Annotated in this window: 22 protein-coding genes and 1 pseudogene; 2 read left to right on the top strand and 21 right to left on the bottom strand. The window is 70.9% G+C overall.

Going from position 1 to position 14009, the window contains the following annotated elements:
* Positions 1-42: 42 nt before the first annotated feature.
* From ACH4ZX_RS03655 to ACH4ZX_RS03570, 18 genes are all read right to left on the bottom strand, one after another.
* Positions 43-492 carry a hypothetical protein gene (locus ACH4ZX_RS03655; RefSeq protein WP_398266886.1) on the bottom strand — a complete coding sequence of 150 codons (450 nt, stop codon included), beginning with the start codon at positions 490-492 and terminating at the stop codon, positions 43-45.
* Positions 489-683: a transcription factor WhiB gene (locus tag ACH4ZX_RS03650; RefSeq protein WP_398266883.1), complete on the bottom strand. Its 195-nt coding sequence runs from the start codon at positions 681-683 to the stop codon at positions 489-491. Before ACH4ZX_RS03650 ends, ACH4ZX_RS03655 begins: the two co-directional genes overlap by 4 nt.
* Positions 683-1168 carry a WhiB family transcriptional regulator gene (locus tag ACH4ZX_RS03645; protein WP_398266880.1) on the bottom strand — a complete coding sequence of 162 codons (486 nt, stop codon included), beginning with the start codon at positions 1166-1168 and terminating at the stop codon, positions 683-685. The genes ACH4ZX_RS03650 and ACH4ZX_RS03645 overlap by 1 nt, the downstream gene beginning before the upstream one ends.
* Complete coding sequence (locus tag ACH4ZX_RS03640; protein WP_398266877.1) at positions 1165-1599, bottom strand: hypothetical protein; 435 nt, start codon at positions 1597-1599, stop codon at positions 1165-1167. Before ACH4ZX_RS03640 ends, ACH4ZX_RS03645 begins: the two co-directional genes overlap by 4 nt.
* On the bottom strand, positions 1596-2276 hold the full coding sequence (locus ACH4ZX_RS03635) for a DNA methylase (RefSeq protein ID WP_398266875.1): 681 nt from the start codon (positions 2274-2276) through the stop codon (positions 1596-1598). Before ACH4ZX_RS03635 ends, ACH4ZX_RS03640 begins: the two co-directional genes overlap by 4 nt.
* Positions 2273-2869: a hypothetical protein gene (locus tag ACH4ZX_RS03630; protein WP_398266872.1), complete on the bottom strand. Its 597-nt coding sequence runs from the start codon at positions 2867-2869 to the stop codon at positions 2273-2275. The genes ACH4ZX_RS03635 and ACH4ZX_RS03630 overlap by 4 nt, the downstream gene beginning before the upstream one ends.
* Positions 2866-3117 (bottom strand): hypothetical protein, encoded by a 252-nt coding sequence (locus ACH4ZX_RS03625; protein ID WP_398266869.1) that lies wholly within the window; start codon positions 3115-3117, stop codon positions 2866-2868. The genes ACH4ZX_RS03630 and ACH4ZX_RS03625 overlap by 4 nt, the downstream gene beginning before the upstream one ends.
* On the bottom strand, positions 3114-3446 hold the full coding sequence (locus ACH4ZX_RS03620) for a hypothetical protein (RefSeq protein ID WP_398266866.1): 333 nt from the start codon (positions 3444-3446) through the stop codon (positions 3114-3116). The genes ACH4ZX_RS03625 and ACH4ZX_RS03620 overlap by 4 nt, the downstream gene beginning before the upstream one ends.
* Positions 3446-4231, bottom strand: coding sequence for an exonuclease domain-containing protein (locus ACH4ZX_RS03615; RefSeq protein WP_398266863.1), 786 nt, complete (start codon positions 4229-4231; stop codon positions 3446-3448). Before ACH4ZX_RS03615 ends, ACH4ZX_RS03620 begins: the two co-directional genes overlap by 1 nt.
* Positions 4228-4905 (bottom strand): hypothetical protein, encoded by a 678-nt coding sequence (locus ACH4ZX_RS03610; RefSeq protein ID WP_398266860.1) that lies wholly within the window; start codon positions 4903-4905, stop codon positions 4228-4230. Before ACH4ZX_RS03610 ends, ACH4ZX_RS03615 begins: the two co-directional genes overlap by 4 nt.
* 70 nt (positions 4906-4975) lie before the next feature.
* Entirely contained in the window at positions 4976-6031 is a 1056-nt protein-coding gene (locus ACH4ZX_RS03605; protein WP_398266857.1) for a hypothetical protein, read from the bottom strand.
* Complete coding sequence (locus tag ACH4ZX_RS03600; protein WP_398266854.1) at positions 6028-6438, bottom strand: hypothetical protein; 411 nt, start codon at positions 6436-6438, stop codon at positions 6028-6030. Before ACH4ZX_RS03600 ends, ACH4ZX_RS03605 begins: the two co-directional genes overlap by 4 nt.
* On the bottom strand, positions 6435-6674 hold the full coding sequence (locus tag ACH4ZX_RS03595) for a hypothetical protein (protein WP_398266851.1): 240 nt from the start codon (positions 6672-6674) through the stop codon (positions 6435-6437). Before ACH4ZX_RS03595 ends, ACH4ZX_RS03600 begins: the two co-directional genes overlap by 4 nt.
* Entirely contained in the window at positions 6671-7054 is a 384-nt protein-coding gene (locus tag ACH4ZX_RS03590) for a hypothetical protein (RefSeq protein WP_398266848.1), read from the bottom strand. Before ACH4ZX_RS03590 ends, ACH4ZX_RS03595 begins: the two co-directional genes overlap by 4 nt.
* 79 nt (positions 7055-7133) lie before the next feature.
* Entirely contained in the window at positions 7134-7766 is a 633-nt protein-coding gene (locus tag ACH4ZX_RS03585) for a hypothetical protein (protein WP_398266845.1), read from the bottom strand.
* A complete protein-coding gene (locus tag ACH4ZX_RS03580) occupies positions 7763-8032 on the bottom strand; it encodes a phiSA1p31-related protein (RefSeq protein ID WP_398266842.1) in 270 nt (89 codons plus the stop codon). Before ACH4ZX_RS03580 ends, ACH4ZX_RS03585 begins: the two co-directional genes overlap by 4 nt.
* A 92-nt stretch (positions 8033-8124) precedes the next feature.
* A complete protein-coding gene (locus ACH4ZX_RS03575; protein WP_398266839.1) occupies positions 8125-8298 on the bottom strand; it encodes a hypothetical protein in 174 nt (57 codons plus the stop codon).
* On the bottom strand, positions 8295-8519 hold the full coding sequence (locus tag ACH4ZX_RS03570) for a helix-turn-helix domain-containing protein (protein WP_398266836.1): 225 nt from the start codon (positions 8517-8519) through the stop codon (positions 8295-8297). Before ACH4ZX_RS03570 ends, ACH4ZX_RS03575 begins: the two co-directional genes overlap by 4 nt.
* Before the next feature lie 250 nt (positions 8520-8769).
* Between ACH4ZX_RS03570 and ACH4ZX_RS03565 the strand changes: the two genes are divergently transcribed.
* Together ACH4ZX_RS03565 and ACH4ZX_RS03560 are read left to right on the top strand one after the other, a co-directional pair.
* Complete coding sequence (locus tag ACH4ZX_RS03565) at positions 8770-9222, top strand: hypothetical protein (protein WP_398266833.1); 453 nt, start codon at positions 8770-8772, stop codon at positions 9220-9222.
* 13 nt (positions 9223-9235) lie between these two features.
* Positions 9236-9787 carry a hypothetical protein gene (locus ACH4ZX_RS03560; protein ID WP_398266831.1) on the top strand — a complete coding sequence of 184 codons (552 nt, stop codon included), beginning with the start codon at positions 9236-9238 and terminating at the stop codon, positions 9785-9787.
* On the opposite strand, the gene ACH4ZX_RS03555 is transcribed toward ACH4ZX_RS03560, so the two are convergent.
* The 3 genes and pseudogenes from ACH4ZX_RS03555 to ACH4ZX_RS03545 all read right to left on the bottom strand — a co-directional run bounded on the left by ACH4ZX_RS03555 (position 9777) and on the right by ACH4ZX_RS03545 (position 13753).
* Complete coding sequence (locus tag ACH4ZX_RS03555) at positions 9777-11366, bottom strand: recombinase family protein (protein WP_398266828.1); 1590 nt, start codon at positions 11364-11366, stop codon at positions 9777-9779. The two genes, ACH4ZX_RS03560 and ACH4ZX_RS03555, sit on opposite strands and share 11 nt — an antisense overlap.
* A gap of 23 nt (positions 11367-11389) precedes the next feature.
* A pseudogene (locus ACH4ZX_RS03550) lies at positions 11390-12199 on the bottom strand (glycoside hydrolase family 43 protein); the annotation flags it as partial.
* Positions 12200-12412: 213 nt separating this feature from the next.
* The gene (locus tag ACH4ZX_RS03545) at positions 12413-13753 is read right to left on the bottom strand and encodes a jacalin-like lectin (protein WP_398266825.1); all 1341 of its coding nucleotides are present in this window, start codon (positions 13751-13753) and stop codon (positions 12413-12415) included.
* Positions 13754-14009 lie beyond the last annotated feature (256 nt).

The raw sequence follows: 14009 nt of genomic DNA, 5'->3' as shown, positions 1-14009 counted from the left end.
GCCCCGCCGGTGTCCGCCCGGCGGGGCGCTTGTGTCGGGCGGTCAGGCGGTCTTGTCCTGGTCCAGGGCGAGGCGGGTAATCCCGATGACGTCCGCGAACAGCGCGCACACCGAGCCGATGTACTGCTCGCCGCTGGCGCGGGTGGCAGCGGTGAACAGGGCGTCGGTGGTGTCCGTGTCACCGTTGGCCCATGCGGTCAGGAAGCGGACGGAGAACGCCTTCGCCGGGTCGTCGCCCATGGCGCCGGGCTGGAGTTCCTGGAGGACGAACATGCCTTCCTCCGGGGTCTTGGGCGCCTTGTCGCCGTAGATCCGGCGGAGCATGTGGGCTCCGGCTCCGGCGAGGGCGCAGCAGACGCCGTACATGCGGGGTCCGTCGGCGTCCTCGCAGACGCTGTTGAGCTTGCCGATGGCGTTGTCGCGGTCTCCGGCGACGCCGTGGGCGAGGGCTTCGAAGATGAGCTTTGAGGCTTCCTCGGTGCTCATGGTCATGGTGTGGTGTCCTTCCGTGGTCCCGGGCACTCGGCCCGGTGGGTGGTGATGGGGTCGGAGGCGACGAGGTCGCGGACGGGTTGGTCGCCGATGGCCCGGCGGTGGTGCAGGCACACGGCGCACAGCACGTCGGCGACTGCGAGGCCGCCTGCCGTGCGCCGTATGTGCAGCCCGCCGAGCCAGCCGGTCATCAGGCCGCGAGCTGCTTCGTGGTGCCGGTGTTCCGCAGCCGCCGGTCCGCCGCCGTGTTCGCATCCCGGCACGGCTGGCAGATCTCGGTCTTCTCCCGCAGGTGCTTCTGATAGCCCGGCCGGGTCCCGCACCGAGCGGGCTCCCGCTTCTTGACCGCGGGCTTCTCCACCGGCCGCTCCTCCGCCGGCTGCGGCCGCGTCTTCGCGCGGGTGCGGAGCTGCTCGTACAGCCGCTGCCGCTGCTTCGGCGACAACCCCGCGTACACCCCATGCCGGGACCCGACCGGCTTGCCGCCCTCGTAGGCCATGCAGTCGATCAGGCACTCGCGGGCGACCGGGCAGCCCGCGCAGATCTCCCGGGCCAGGGCGATCTCGGCGACGTGGCGCTCCGGGAAGAACCACTCCGGGTCGACGTTCTCGGCGCGGCACGCGGCCTGCTTCTGCCAGGTGATTCCGGTGGGCTGGGGAAGGAAGTCGATGCTCATGCTGTGGCTCCCGTGGTTCCGAAGATCGCCGTGTACGTGGCGCGCATCGCCTGGTCCTCGACGTGCCGCGGGTGGACGCAGCCGGCCCGGTCGCAGCCGGTCGTCACCCGGCCTTCGGGCTCCCGCTGGTGGCCGATGCGGAAGGCGATGCGGTGGACGGAGTGGCGTTGGCCGCCGTGCTTGATGACGGCGCCGTTCTGTGGCGTGTAGGTGGGCCACAGGAGGTGCCCGTCGTCGGTGGGTTGTGCGCGCCGCCAGAACAGGTCCTCGGGGCTGTGGGTGGGCTTCGGGCCAGGTCGGCCGGGCGGGATGCCCAGCCGTGCCCGTGCGCGTTCCACCGTGCTGATGGTGAGGTCGAGTTGGCGGGCGATGGTGCGGTCGCCGTATCCGGCGTGCAGCAGCTCGGCGACGTCAGCGCGGACGGGGCTCACGCGGCCACCCCCAGCAGTTGCGCGGCCGCCTGCTCGCCGAGGAACCGCGTGTACGCAGGCGGGATCGCCTCCGTCAACTCCTCATGCACATCGGTCCAGTCGATCCCGAGCGCGGCCTGCATCTCCGGAACGCTCGCCTTGCCCCCGCCCTTGCCGTACACCGCGAGGTACTCGCCCTCGTAGTACGCGCCATGCCTCCACCCGCGCACCCGCCCCCTGTGCGGCGTGTGCGGAGGCGCGAGCGGGGTCCAGCCGTGCACCTCGAACCGGCGGTGCCGCAGGATCGGCAGCCCGAACTGCGTGCCGCACAGCACCACATCGGGGCGGGCCTCCGTCGTCTCGATGACGTAGGGCCGGCCGGTGGCGAGCATGGCCTCGCGGCCTTCCGGTAGCAGGTCGGGGTAGGTGTCTTGGAGGTGGGCGTTGGTGCCCTTGGTGATCGCGGCCCGGTGCTGGCAGGGCCACGACGCGTGGATGAGGTCGTAGTCGGCGCCGTTCATGCGGGCGTAGGTGAGGGCGTCGCCTTGCACGAAGCGGAAGGGGTAGTTGGGTCGGTCCACGATGTCGACGCCGGTGATGTCGAAGCCGGCGAGGTAGTAGCCCATGGCGGCGCCGCCTGCGCAGCAGCAGAGGTCGAGGAGGGTGAGGCCGTTGGGTTCGCGTTCGGGCAGGTTCATCGGGTCACCTGCTCGCGGTCGGGCCACTGGCATCCCGCCAGCGCCGCACGATGCCCCGCCGGAACCTCCGCCAACGGCTGCCCCAGCCAGTCGAGTCCGGCCGCGCGCAGGACCAGCGCGTCGGCCTCGTTGTCGTTGTCCAGCACGGCCCCGTACCGGTGCCGGGCGGCCTCCATCACGGCGGCCTTGCGTGCCGCGCCGTTGCCGGTGGCGTACTTCGCGCGGGACATGGGCGGCATGACGGCGACGGGGATGTCCTCGGCGCAGAGCCGGTCGACGATCCGCCACCACAGTCCGGCCCGGTCCCAGACGGAGCCGCCCACGCTGTGGTGGGAGGGGCCTTCGATCACGGCGAGGTCGACGACACCGATCGCGACGAGGACCTCGTCGACGATGCCCTTGATGCGGGTCCGGCGTTGGGCGATGGAGTCCTTGCGGCGGCCGGTGGAGGTGATGAGGGTGGTGCCGCCGAGGGTGGCGACGCCTGTGCCGGTGAGGCTGGCGTCGATCCCGGCGACTCGGTAGCGGGGCCGGGGCCCGGCCGCCTGGGTGGCGGCCGGAACCTGCGGGGTGAGGTCGAACAGAGCGGTCACCGGGCGCCTCCCGGCAACACCAGGTGGCCGGCCTCGCACGTGTGCGCGCCGCCCGGGTGCAGGACGACCGGGACTTCGCCGCCGCACGGCGGGCAGTTGCGGAAGCCCTGCGGGGCGATCGCGCCGTGCGGGACGTCGGCGAACCGCGGGCCGAGGAGGTGGTCGAGGGGCACCTCGATCCGGGCCGCGGGGCGGTCCGTCAGGCGGTGACGGCCGGGACCGCGGAAGAAACGGCTGGCGAGCTTCACGATCCCGCCCCCTGCCGCAGGTCGTGCAGCTCCCGCGTGTCGGCCTCGTGGGAGACCTGCAGAGCAGCGAGCCGGTCGGCGAGGAGACGGCAGGTGCCGCAGCCGCGTCGCGGCGTGCTGGCCGGGTGGGGGTGGCCGCCCTCGATGAGGCGTTCTCCGACCTCGGCGGCAGGGGTGTCGCGGCGGGGGGCGGCGTTGGCCGCGGTCTTGGCGGCGGCCTGGACGGCGTCGAGTTCGGTCCGGGCGGCGTCGAGGTCGCGGCTCAGCCGCGCGTTCTCGGCGCGCATGCTGGCCATGTCCCGCTCGTAGCGGGCGCGGAAGATGAGCATCACAGCAGGCCCTCCTGCCTGGTGGTGGTGTCGCCCTCACGCGGGGCGGGAATCAACGGCCACGACCCGTCGAACGACCGCTCCGGATCGGCGGCCTGTTCCGGCGTCGCCTGCGTGCGGAACCACTCCCGCAGGCCGGTCTGCTGCTCCGCCCGCCACGCGCGCTGCGCGGCGAACAACTGCTGCGGGCCCATCAAGTCGAGTTGCGGGAACCGCTCGAACTGCGCCTCGGTGATCAGCAGCGCGGCGAGCGCGTCGGCTTCGGCGGTGTGCCAGTCGGTCAGCGTGACGCCGTACCGCTCGGCGGTCGGCTTCAGCTTGCGCTGGCCCTTCCCGCGGAGCCGCGGGACGCACTGCCGGTCGATGACGTGCGGGTCCAGCAGCGGCAGCGGCGCCGAGTCCGCGTATTCGGCGAGGCGGTCCTCGACGGTCGGCAGGCCGTTCCGCTTGAGGTCGTAGTGCAGGATCGACCAGTCGAACGAGTGGTTGAACGCGACGATCGGCATGCCCCACGCGGCCGCGCGAAGCAGGTTGGTGGCGATCTCGTCGAGGGCGGTCTTCGGGTCCTGCCCGTCGGCCTGCACCATGGCGTCGGTCACTCCGTGCACGGCGCTCGCCTCGGCGGGGATGGGGATGCCGGGGTTGATGAGCCAGGAGAAGACGCGATCCTCGCGGCCGCCGCCGCGGACGACGAACGCAGCGGTGACGATGCGGTCCTCGAGCGGGTTCGGGCCGGTGGTCTCGGTGTCCCATGCCGCCTTGCGGACGTCCGCGAAGGCACTCACGACGCCTCCCCTGCGATCTCGCGGGCGGTGTCCCAGCCCTCCCAGTTGTCGACGCCCGCGGCCTCCAGCGCGGACAGCCACGCGTCCCGCTCCTCCAGCTCGGCGATCCGCTGCCGCAGCTTCTCCGTCTCGTCGTCGCTGGACTCGACGGCGGCGGGGGCCGGGGCGATGGCCGGGGGCATGGCCGCGCCGAGCCGGTTCTCCCGCCACGCCGCAGCGATCGCCTCCTTGCCGGCGTCCGGCACGGTCAGCCGCGTGTACGCGGACCGGCCCTGCATCGTCACGCCGGGCACCTCGTGGATGACGCCGGTCTCCGGGTCCGCCCACTCCGCCACCCCGGCGGCGGTGATCTGGTCGAGGAGCTTCTTCTGGAAGCCGGGCTTCACCTCGGTGACGAACCGGCGGGTGATCTCGCCGCTGTAGTTCTCGACGACCCATGCGGTGAAGGCGTCGGGGTCGGTGACGGCGGCGGTGGCCTTCGGCTGGACGAGGCTGGCGGTGCCGATGTCCTGGCCCTCGTTGAGGGTGATGGCGATCTTCTGGGTGCCGGTCTCGGCCTTGGCGGCGCGCAGGCCGTCCTCAAGTTCCCGCTTCGCGGTCTTGAGCTGGTCGGCGATGGCGCTGTGGAGGGTGGAGAGGACCGCGACTGCGCGGGCGGTGTCTTTCAGGCTCATGTGCTGTGGTCTCCTTGGAGGGTGGGGCCGCCGCAGGTTCGGGCCGCGGCGGCCCCGAGTTGTGCGGTGGTCAGGCGGCGTGGCCGGTGAGGATCGCGGTCATGCCGCGCAGGTCCCGGGCGGACGCCTCGCTGATGGGCAGGCCGTAGGACCGCTCGAACTCCTCGTCGAGGTTGTCGAGCCCAACCCGGGCGGCGGCGTCGCGGAGTTCCCGCTCGGCGGCCTGCGCGTCGGCCACGGGGTCGGCGGTGGGCTCAGCGGGGGTCTCGACGACCTCGGCGTCGACCACCCCGTCGTCAGACGCGTCGTCGCCCGTCGTCGGCGCGGGTGCGGCGAGCTGCTGGCCCCGCGCGATCAGGTAGGCGCCCAGCTCCGTCGACTCCCCGTCGACCTTCACCGTCGCCGCGAGGAGCCCGGCCGCGTGCGCCTGCCGGTAGACGTCCTTCACGGCCGTCTGGTCGGTCGCCTTGGCGGCGGTGTCGGCGAACTCCTGCTCGGGCGGCGTGCCCTGCTGCGGGCCGGGCGTGGCCCACGGGTCGCCCTCGCCCGGCTGCACCCGCCGCAACTGCTGCACCGAGGCGTCGACCGGGACGCCGTCCTCGCTGACGTTCGCGTCCAGCTCCTCGGGCGTGTAGTGCAGCCCGAACAGCACCTCCTCGCAGGCGTCCCGCGCCACCTCCGTGATCGCGCGCGCCTTGAGCATGGCCTGCGGGTACTTCCGCCACACGTCCTTGTTCACCAGCCCCGCGCCCCGGGCCCGGTCCATGTCCCACTCGGCGCGGAACTCGAACTCCGGGTCGTCCGCGCGGTGGATGGTGGCGATAGCACGCGGCCCGCCCGGCCCATTCTCGACGCGGACGCGGAGCTTGTGGCCGGCCTGCCGCACCAGCCCCGAGATCAGGGCGGCGGACGCGGACGGCTTGCCCTCGATGACGTGGATACCGGTGATCGCGGCGAGGGGGGTGATGCCGAGGGTGCGGCCGTACTCCATGGCGTAGAGCACGTTCGCGGGCTGACGGCGGTACTGGCCGGGCAGGAGGTTCGCGTTCGCCAGCTCGTTGGCGTAGCGGACCATGTCCGGCAGGGAGGCGGCGGGGGCGGTGTGCTTGACGAGTTCGGCGCTCACGGGCGCACGTCCTTCCGGGTGTTCAGTACGTAGTGGCGGTTGTCGGGGGTGTCGACGAGGACGAGGTGACCGGCCCGGTGCAGGGCTTCGAGGTCGCGGCGGGCGGTGCCTCGCTGGACGACGCCGGGGTCGGTCAGGGCGTACAGGTGGATGACGCGGCGGGTGGTCCACTCGCCGCGGTGGGTGCGGATCGCGTCGAGGAGGCGGGCCTGACGGTCGGTGAGGCCGGGGACGGCGTCGGCCCGGCTGCTCTTCGCCTCGGTGCGGGCGGCCCGCTCGTCCTCGACGTGCTGCCACAGCCGCTGACGGACCGTGTCGAGGCTGGCGTCGTCGGCACGGACCTCGACGCGCAGGGTGCGGACCAGGCCGCGGAGCATGGCCAGCTCGCCGGGGTAGTCCTCGCTCATGCCGCACCGCCCTCGTCAGCGATGCGGTCCTGGCAGTCCGGGCACAGCCCCGTGATCCGCCACTCCGCCTGATAGCGGGCGGCTTCGGCCTCGTCCCAGAACACGCGGGCCGTGCCGTCCTCGGCGATGAGGGGCTGGCCGCAGCCGATCGGCTCGCGGATGCAGCGCTCCTCACGGACGGCGTCCGCGGGCAGGTCGCCGCCGGACAAGGTCTGCAGGAAGGTGGGGATGCTCACGACGCCCTCCGGTCCTGCTGTACGGGCAGCACGCCCTTGAGCGGCCTGCGGAAGCGGGACAACACCCGCTCCACCAGCGACAGTTCCTTCAGCAGGCGGCGCGTGTCCGGGATCGACACCTCGACCTGCGCCGAGTCCATGCCCGCCACGTCCTCGACCTGCAAGATCGCGGCGTCCAACTCGCCCTCACGACGCGGGGAGTGCACGACGTCGGCCAGCTGGTCGAGGGCGTCGAGGATCTCGTCGCGCGCCTGCGGGTCGGCCCAGTGCTGCACCAGCTGCAAGAAGGTGTCGGTGCGGATCTGGTCGACGCGGAGGACGCCGTGCAGGTGGTTGGCGCCGGTCTCGAACGACAGCGGCGGCTTCGAAGAACGGATCATCGGTTGCTCCCGGTGGGGATGAGGATGGCCACGGCGACCATGAGGACGGCGACGACAGCGGCGGCGACGAGGAGCCACATCACGAGCGGTCACCCGCCTCGGGCAGGTCCCGGGGGACGCGGTAGTCGTGGTGCACGGTCGGGTAGTGCTCGCCCTCGACGGCGGCCCGCTGCCCGGCGAGCAGGGCCCGCAGCTTGGTCACCTGCGGGGTGACGTCGTCCTCGCCCTCGCGGAGGGCCTGTGTCGGCGCGATCCGCCGCGTGATCCCATCCGCCGTCTCCACCGACGAGCCGTCACGGACGACCGCACCCGGCATCACCCGCCGCGCCTCCGCCACCGCCGACACGGCATCCGGCCAGCAGAACAACTCCGCACCCGACAGGACCGCGCTGTACTGCCACCCCACCGTCGTCCACGCGCGGCGCCCCTTGTCGGAGCGGCGGGCCTCCAGCACGGCGAAGCCGCGCGCACCGGGCGCCTGGCGGACGTACAGGCCGTAGCCCGGCTCCGACAGGCGGAACTCGGTGGCCTGCGCGAGCAGCGCCTCCAGCTCGGCGACCCGAGCCCGCAGCCGGTCCAACCCCGCCGCCGCCTCCGGCGACTGCAACAACTGCGCGGAGTCGAGCGCGAGCGCGATGCCGGCGGCCGTCCGGTTCTGCTGCAGCGCGGCGAGGATCACGCCCGCCGCCGAGTTCACGAGCTGCGTGTTCACACCGCCACCGCCGTCCGGGCGATCAGCGGACCGAACGACGCCCGCACCGAACGCAGCGTCCACGGGAACGACTCACCGACACCCTGGTCCTCCGGGTTGAGCGGGTGCGGGCAGGCCAGCAGCAGCTCACCGCCCGGCGTGAGCCCGGTCGCGTGCCACACGTCGCCGTCACGGTCGACGAACACCGCCGTCGGCAGCGGCGCCTTGTGCAGGGACACCACCTGCGGGGTCCGGGTGATGGTCGGGGTCTGGAAGGATGTGCCCATCGGGGCCTCTCTTTCGGATCTTGTAGGGGCGCCGTAGTCGTGGGGTCGCTCAGGCCGGCAAGTCGGAGCGGCCCTTCGGCGCGTTCAAGGGGTCAGGCGGCGTCAGCAGCCGGCCGGGCCTGCGGGATGCGGCCACCAGGGCGCGTCATGATCAGGCGGAGGTCGGCGACGAGGTCGTCGGTGGGCTCCGGGGCGAGGGCCACGCGCTCACGCAGCCGTGCGAGGACGTCGTCGCCGAGGAGGGCTCGGCGCTCGTCGCGAGTCACGCGACAGCTCCGACCGGGACGCGCTTGATGACGGTGCGGAGGTCGATGTCGTAGGCCTCGGCGAGGCGCATGGCCGAGTTCAGGTCAGGCTGAGCCGTGCCGTTGAGGTAGCGGTAGACGGAGGACTCGGGGATGCCGGTGCGCCGGCTGATCGCGTAGCCGCTGCTGTCGCCGTTGTTCTTCGCGATGTATCGCAGCTTGGTGATGTTGAGGCGGAACACGTATTCACTCCCTTCGGGGCATGAGTCGTTGCTGGTAGCAGGGGGTTCCTTGCTCACGAGGGAGACTCTGCCACGATCCATGCTTGCGCGCAAGGGAGCTTGCTCGCTAGGGGGGAGTGAATTTGCCAGGCGAACGCTTGTTCGAGTTTCGATGTGAGCTGCATAAACGCAGGTCAATGGCCTGATTGGCGCCCTTGCTTGTGAGGGATTTTGTGGCTACTCCCTAACTAGGGAGGTACAGTCGTTGGACATGACGGACGGGATGCCCACGCGCGCGCAACGCTTCGCAGCGATCGTTGTGCCAGCCGCAACACGAGCCGGATACACCGGCCACGGCGCCAAAGCACGCTTCGCGCGGGACACCGGCATGACCGAAAGCAGCGTGAGCCGACTCTGGCAAGGAACCGCACTCCCCGACGCCCGCTTCTACGAGGCCATCGCCGACGCCACCGGCCTGGAAGTGACCACTCTCCTCGTAGAAGGCGGCGTCCTGTCCTCCGAATCACTTCAGTCACTGTCCGAAACTGAACGATCGCGGGTAGGCTCTAGTCTCACTCCGGAAGAAGCAGCCGATCGCCTCGGAATCAGGGACGAAGTAGGACGCCAACTTTTCTACGCAACCATCGAGCGTCTCAAGCGTCTAGAGAACGAGGCCTCCGATCGCTCCAATGCTGACCACGGAGGGACAGCAGCACAGATGTGATGCGGGGGTATGGATGAATCTCACGAGCGGGGCCCGGGTACTGGCCGGCGCAACAGGTCTGGTGATGCTCGGGGGACTCGCCATAAGCATCCACGGCATCCTCCGCCACGACGTCGCCCACTCCGTCGGCGGCACCTGCCTCACCCTGACCGCGTTCACCACCCTCGCGCTCGTCCTGGTCCACAAGTGGATAGTCGACACACGCGAAGACCGGCGCCTCCTGGCCGCCGCCCAACGCGAAGCGCAAGCACAGCGCAGCACCTACCAGGCCGCGAAGGCCGCGCTGGAGAGCGAGCAGGGCCGCCTCACCCGCGACGCGGCCGCCGAGCGGGCCAAACTCGCCGTCCAGCTCAAGGCCGAACGCGAGGCGCTGCACCGGGAGTTCGAGGAGCGGCGGGCCGAGCTGATCTCGCAGACGATGGAAGCGACCGTGCGCATGTTCCACAACGGCCGCTTCGCGCCCGGAGAGTCAGCCACCGGGAACCTCATCCCGTTCCCCCAGCAGCAGCCGGAGGGCAAGCCTGAGCGGGAGCGCTCGCGGGAGCACGGAGGGGTCAGGCCCTGAACCCCGGCTCCCCGAAGAACGCGAGCCGGACCCGCTCCCACTCCACCCGATGCGACCCGGGCTTACTCGCCTTGTACAGCCGTACCGTCACCACGCGCCGGATCACCTCCCGCTTCTGCTCCAGCGTCAACCCGGGCAGCGCAGGCCCATCCTCGGTTGCAGGGCGCCCGTTCCATATGATCTCCGGGTCCGGAGCCTCCAACAGGCCCAGCAGCAGCGGCGACACGCCCGTCATGTCCCGCAGCTTCTTCCGCTCCGCCTCCAGCTTCGGCTCCAGCTTCTGCTCCAGCGACGCCAGCGACGCCGGCGACAGACGGAAGCGGCCCGTCGTCTCGTCGAACTCCTCGGCCAGTGCACGCGCCTCGGCCAGCTGCTCCTCGTAGCTGTTGATGAGGCGCTGCGCCGTGGCGACCTTCCCCTCGATATCGTCCGACCCGGGGATGAGCGCGGCCCTCGCCTTCGCCTTGTCGGCGAACCACATCAGCAGGGCCTCTTCGACGTAGGCCGTCACCAGGTCCTCCCGCATGCTGGCGTCCCTGGTCTTCTCGCACGTCAGGATCGAGCAGTTCCTCGCGCGTATCTGCTGCGCGCACAGAAACGCGTGGTCGCCGCACTCCCCGCACAGCGCGAGGTACGACAGCAGGTGCCTGACCTCTGTGCCGCGGTGCGTGCGGCGGCCCGGGTCGGTGAGCTTCGCGGACACCCGGTTGAACATTGCCCGCCCGGCGGGCGTCTCCAGCCCGCGCAACGGCGGCCATGTCGCCTTGCGGTAGGTGCCGTTGTGGAGTCGCTCGCCGAGGTAGGCCCGGTTCTGCAGCATCATGCGCACCGTGCGGGGCATCCATGGAGACCCGTCCGGCCGGGCTGCGTCCGGGGTCGAGTTGAGCCACATCATCAGCGAGCGCAGCGACTTGCCCGAGTCGATGTGCTGCAGGGCCTTCACCACGATCGGGCCGCGGACGGGATCCTCGTACTGGCGGATGCAGCGGGTGCGCCCGCCCACGACGGCGTACTCCCGGGCGTACCCGAACGGCAGCCGGCCGTGCGGCTTGCCAGCCTCCGCCTCCACAGCGGCGGTGCGTGCGTTGCGGGCCTGGATCGCGTCGGCCTCGTCCTCGGCGTCCACGGCGTGCATGGCCGTGGCCTTGCGGTCGTCGCGGCGGGAGAGGTCGTAGATCTGGTCGTTGTAGCAGAGCAGTGTGCCGGTGGTCATGCAGGCGTTGCGGAGGCGGACGTATGCCTCCAAGTCGCGGTAGTAGCGGGAGGCTTCGTAGGCGACGACGATGCGGCGCACGCCGGTGGGGGCGGGGCTGTCGAGGATGGTGGCGAGGAGGCTCTCGAAGTCGGCGCGGTCTTTCTTCGCGTGGCGGCTGGCGGAGAGGTCGGAGTCTTTGAACTCGCGGATGATGGGCCAGCCGTGGCGGTGGCAGAGGTCGCGTCCGGTGGTGAGCTGGTCGTCTACGGAGTCGCGGGTGCCCGCGTGTCCGGCGAAGATGTTTTCGCTGTTGCGGCCGTAGAGGTAGGCCTCGAAGCGCACGTCGGGGATGACGAGGTGCAGGTATTCGGGCGCGTAGGGCATGGTGGCATGCTAGCCGACTTCCGTGGGGGGTAAGTGCAGTTGTCGCCCCAGAGGAACCAGGTGCCGCTCGTCAGGGACTTGACGAGGGTCGGGGCCTCGGTGCCGCCGTGCGCGACCGGGGTGCTGAACTCCGTGAAGCTTCCGGGGTCCAGGGAGGTGGACCGCGCGCCCACCAGGGTCTGGTTCTTCTTGAAGTACAGGTAGTTGACCCCGTTCACGCCGACGGCCATGTCGCCGTCGATGACGTCGTAGCCGGGGTCGAAGAAGACCTGGGGCGCCGAGGCGGTGACGAAGTCGGTGGTGTAGTTGACCATGATCACGTTGTGGCCGCTGGAGTTCACCGCGGAGTAGATGAGGGCGTACTGGCCCCGGCCCGCGTCCCAGAACGCCTCGGGCGCCCAGCAGTGCGTGTTCATGTCGTGCAGTTTCAGCCGGTGGTATCCGGTGAAGGTGCGCAGGTCGGTGGAGTTCCAGACGTGGACGTACTGACTGACGTAGCTCCAGTCGGTGCCCTTGAGGTCCGTGGCCAGGACGACGAAGGTGCCGTCCTGCTTGCGCAGGATGAACGGGTCGCGCAGCCCGAGCGCGCCCCCGGTGGGCGTGACGACCGGGTTGTTCTGGTTCAGCGGCGTCCAGTTCAGCGCGTCGGTGCTGACGGCCAGGTGGAGACCGTAGTCGGTGCCGTCGCCGAGGCTGGTCGACTCGGTGAAGTAGGACATCACGTACGCCGAGCCGGCGGCGTGCGCGGTGCCGGCGCCGAGGCTCATCGCCCCGGTCACGGCCAGGGGGGTGGTGGCCGCCAGGCCGAGGAAGTGGCGGCGGGACGTGGCCATGCGTGCTCCTGTGGGTGTGTGGGGGCCCTGGAAAACAGCAGGACGGCAGGACAGCGGGTCAGCGGGACTACGGAACGGGGAGAGCGGTTGGGTCGATATACCGAACAGAGTTCGGTTGATCGGTCAGAAGGTAGGGCGTGACCATGTGCGCGTCAATCGCCTGGGCTGTCCTTGGGTGATTTCTGTGCGCACCGGCCACGCCCGTCAACTCCCTTACCGCTGCGTGTAGATGAACCCGATCTTGTCGACCTCGTCGCCGGTCCGGCCGTGGAACCCGGCGATCTGCCAGCCGGAGGGGGCGGTGCGGGTGACGCAGTCGGAGGTGGTCGAGCCGCCGGCCAGGGTGCGGCCGAGGTTGGTGGTGAACTTGGCGTAGAAGATCCGGGTGTGGCCGTCCTTCACGCCCTGGCACAGGTAGGCGGTGGTCACGTACTCGCCGCTGCCCAGGGTGAGGGAGGACGCGGTGCCGCCGGTGCCGCCGTGGGTGAGCGTGGTGCCGCCGCTCAGGGTGACGTTCAGCTGGTCGACGCGGGAGCCGGCGCGCAGGCCGACGGCGGTGGCGCGGGCGCCCGCCGGAACCTTGTCGATGTCGGTGAAGTAGTCGCCGTGCGGGCCGCCGAACTGGTCGCTCAGCTGGTAGGCGGAGTTGCGCGCCCAGGAGAAGCCCACCGCGATCGGGTCGTGGTCGGAGAGCATGAGCCCGTCGTCGTTGAGGAAGCCGGCGTGCTTGTTGCCGTAGGAGGTGGCGTTCAGCGAGACCAGCCTGCTGCTGCGGTAGAGGACCTTGTCCACGACCTCGCAGGTGTCGGGCACCGTCGGCTGGGACTGGTCGCAGACCAGGGCGTCGCTGCCCTTGGCGGGCGGGGTGCCGCCGCGGACCAGCTGGACCCAGGCGTCGGTGAGGCCGTTGGCGGCGGCGAACTCGGCGATCGTGTCGCCGGTGCGCGTGTAGCGGGTGTTGGTGTCGCCCATCACCACGACAGCGTTGCCGGCGGAGTGGCTCGCGATGAAGCCGCTGAGCTGGTTGAGGTTGTCGGCGCGGGAGGCGAGGTCGCCGTCGTTGGTGCCGGCGTTGGTGTGGATGTTGTAGAAGTCCACGTAGACGCCCTCGGCGAGGCGCACGCGCATGAACGTGAAGCCCTTGGGGGTGAGGCAGTCGCCGGAGTCGTACTGGCAGGAGTTCCAGCGCACCCGCTCGAAGTCGTCCACGTCGTAGGGGATCTTCGAGAGGGTATTGAGCCCGCTGCCGATGCCCGCGCCGCCGCTGGTGGGGGTGCGGTAGGCGTGGGAGGTGTCGCCGGCGTAGAGGGCGGCGTGGTAGTTGAAGTCCTCCTGCACGTGGACGATGTCGTACGGCGCGATGCGCTTGCCGATCTCGGTGGTGCTCGGCTCGCGGGGTGTCGGCGCGCTGGACAGGCTCTCGGGCAGGCCGGCCACGTTGTAGCTGAGGACGCTGAAGGCGCCCCCGTCGGCGGCCGCCGCGGAGGGGGCGGCCGCGGTGAACCCGCTGAGGACGGCGGCTGCCGTCGCCAGACAGGCGAGGAGTCTGCGCATGGGGAGTCTCCTGGAGCGGTGAGGGGTGTGATGGGTGGGGACATGACAGAACCGCGCAGGGCAGAACTTACCGCCGGTTACCCCTCGTCCGGGCGATGTTCGGGTTACCTGTGAAGGACGGTCGGATGTCCCGCCACCCCTCGCTGTCCCCTTCGGGCGCGTTCGTCGCCTAAGTGGTGGCCGTCACCGCGGGCCGGCGCTGCGGGTTGCCGCTGCGGGGCGTCTCCGCAGCGATCCGCACGCCCGCTGCCCCTGG

This window comes from Streptomyces sp. NPDC020490 (assembly GCF_044335305.1).
Classification (GTDB): Bacteria; Actinomycetota; Actinomycetes; order Streptomycetales; family Streptomycetaceae; genus Streptomyces.
The sequence above is the reverse complement of the archived record's forward strand: the minus strand, read 5'-3'. Positions and strand labels throughout refer to the sequence as shown.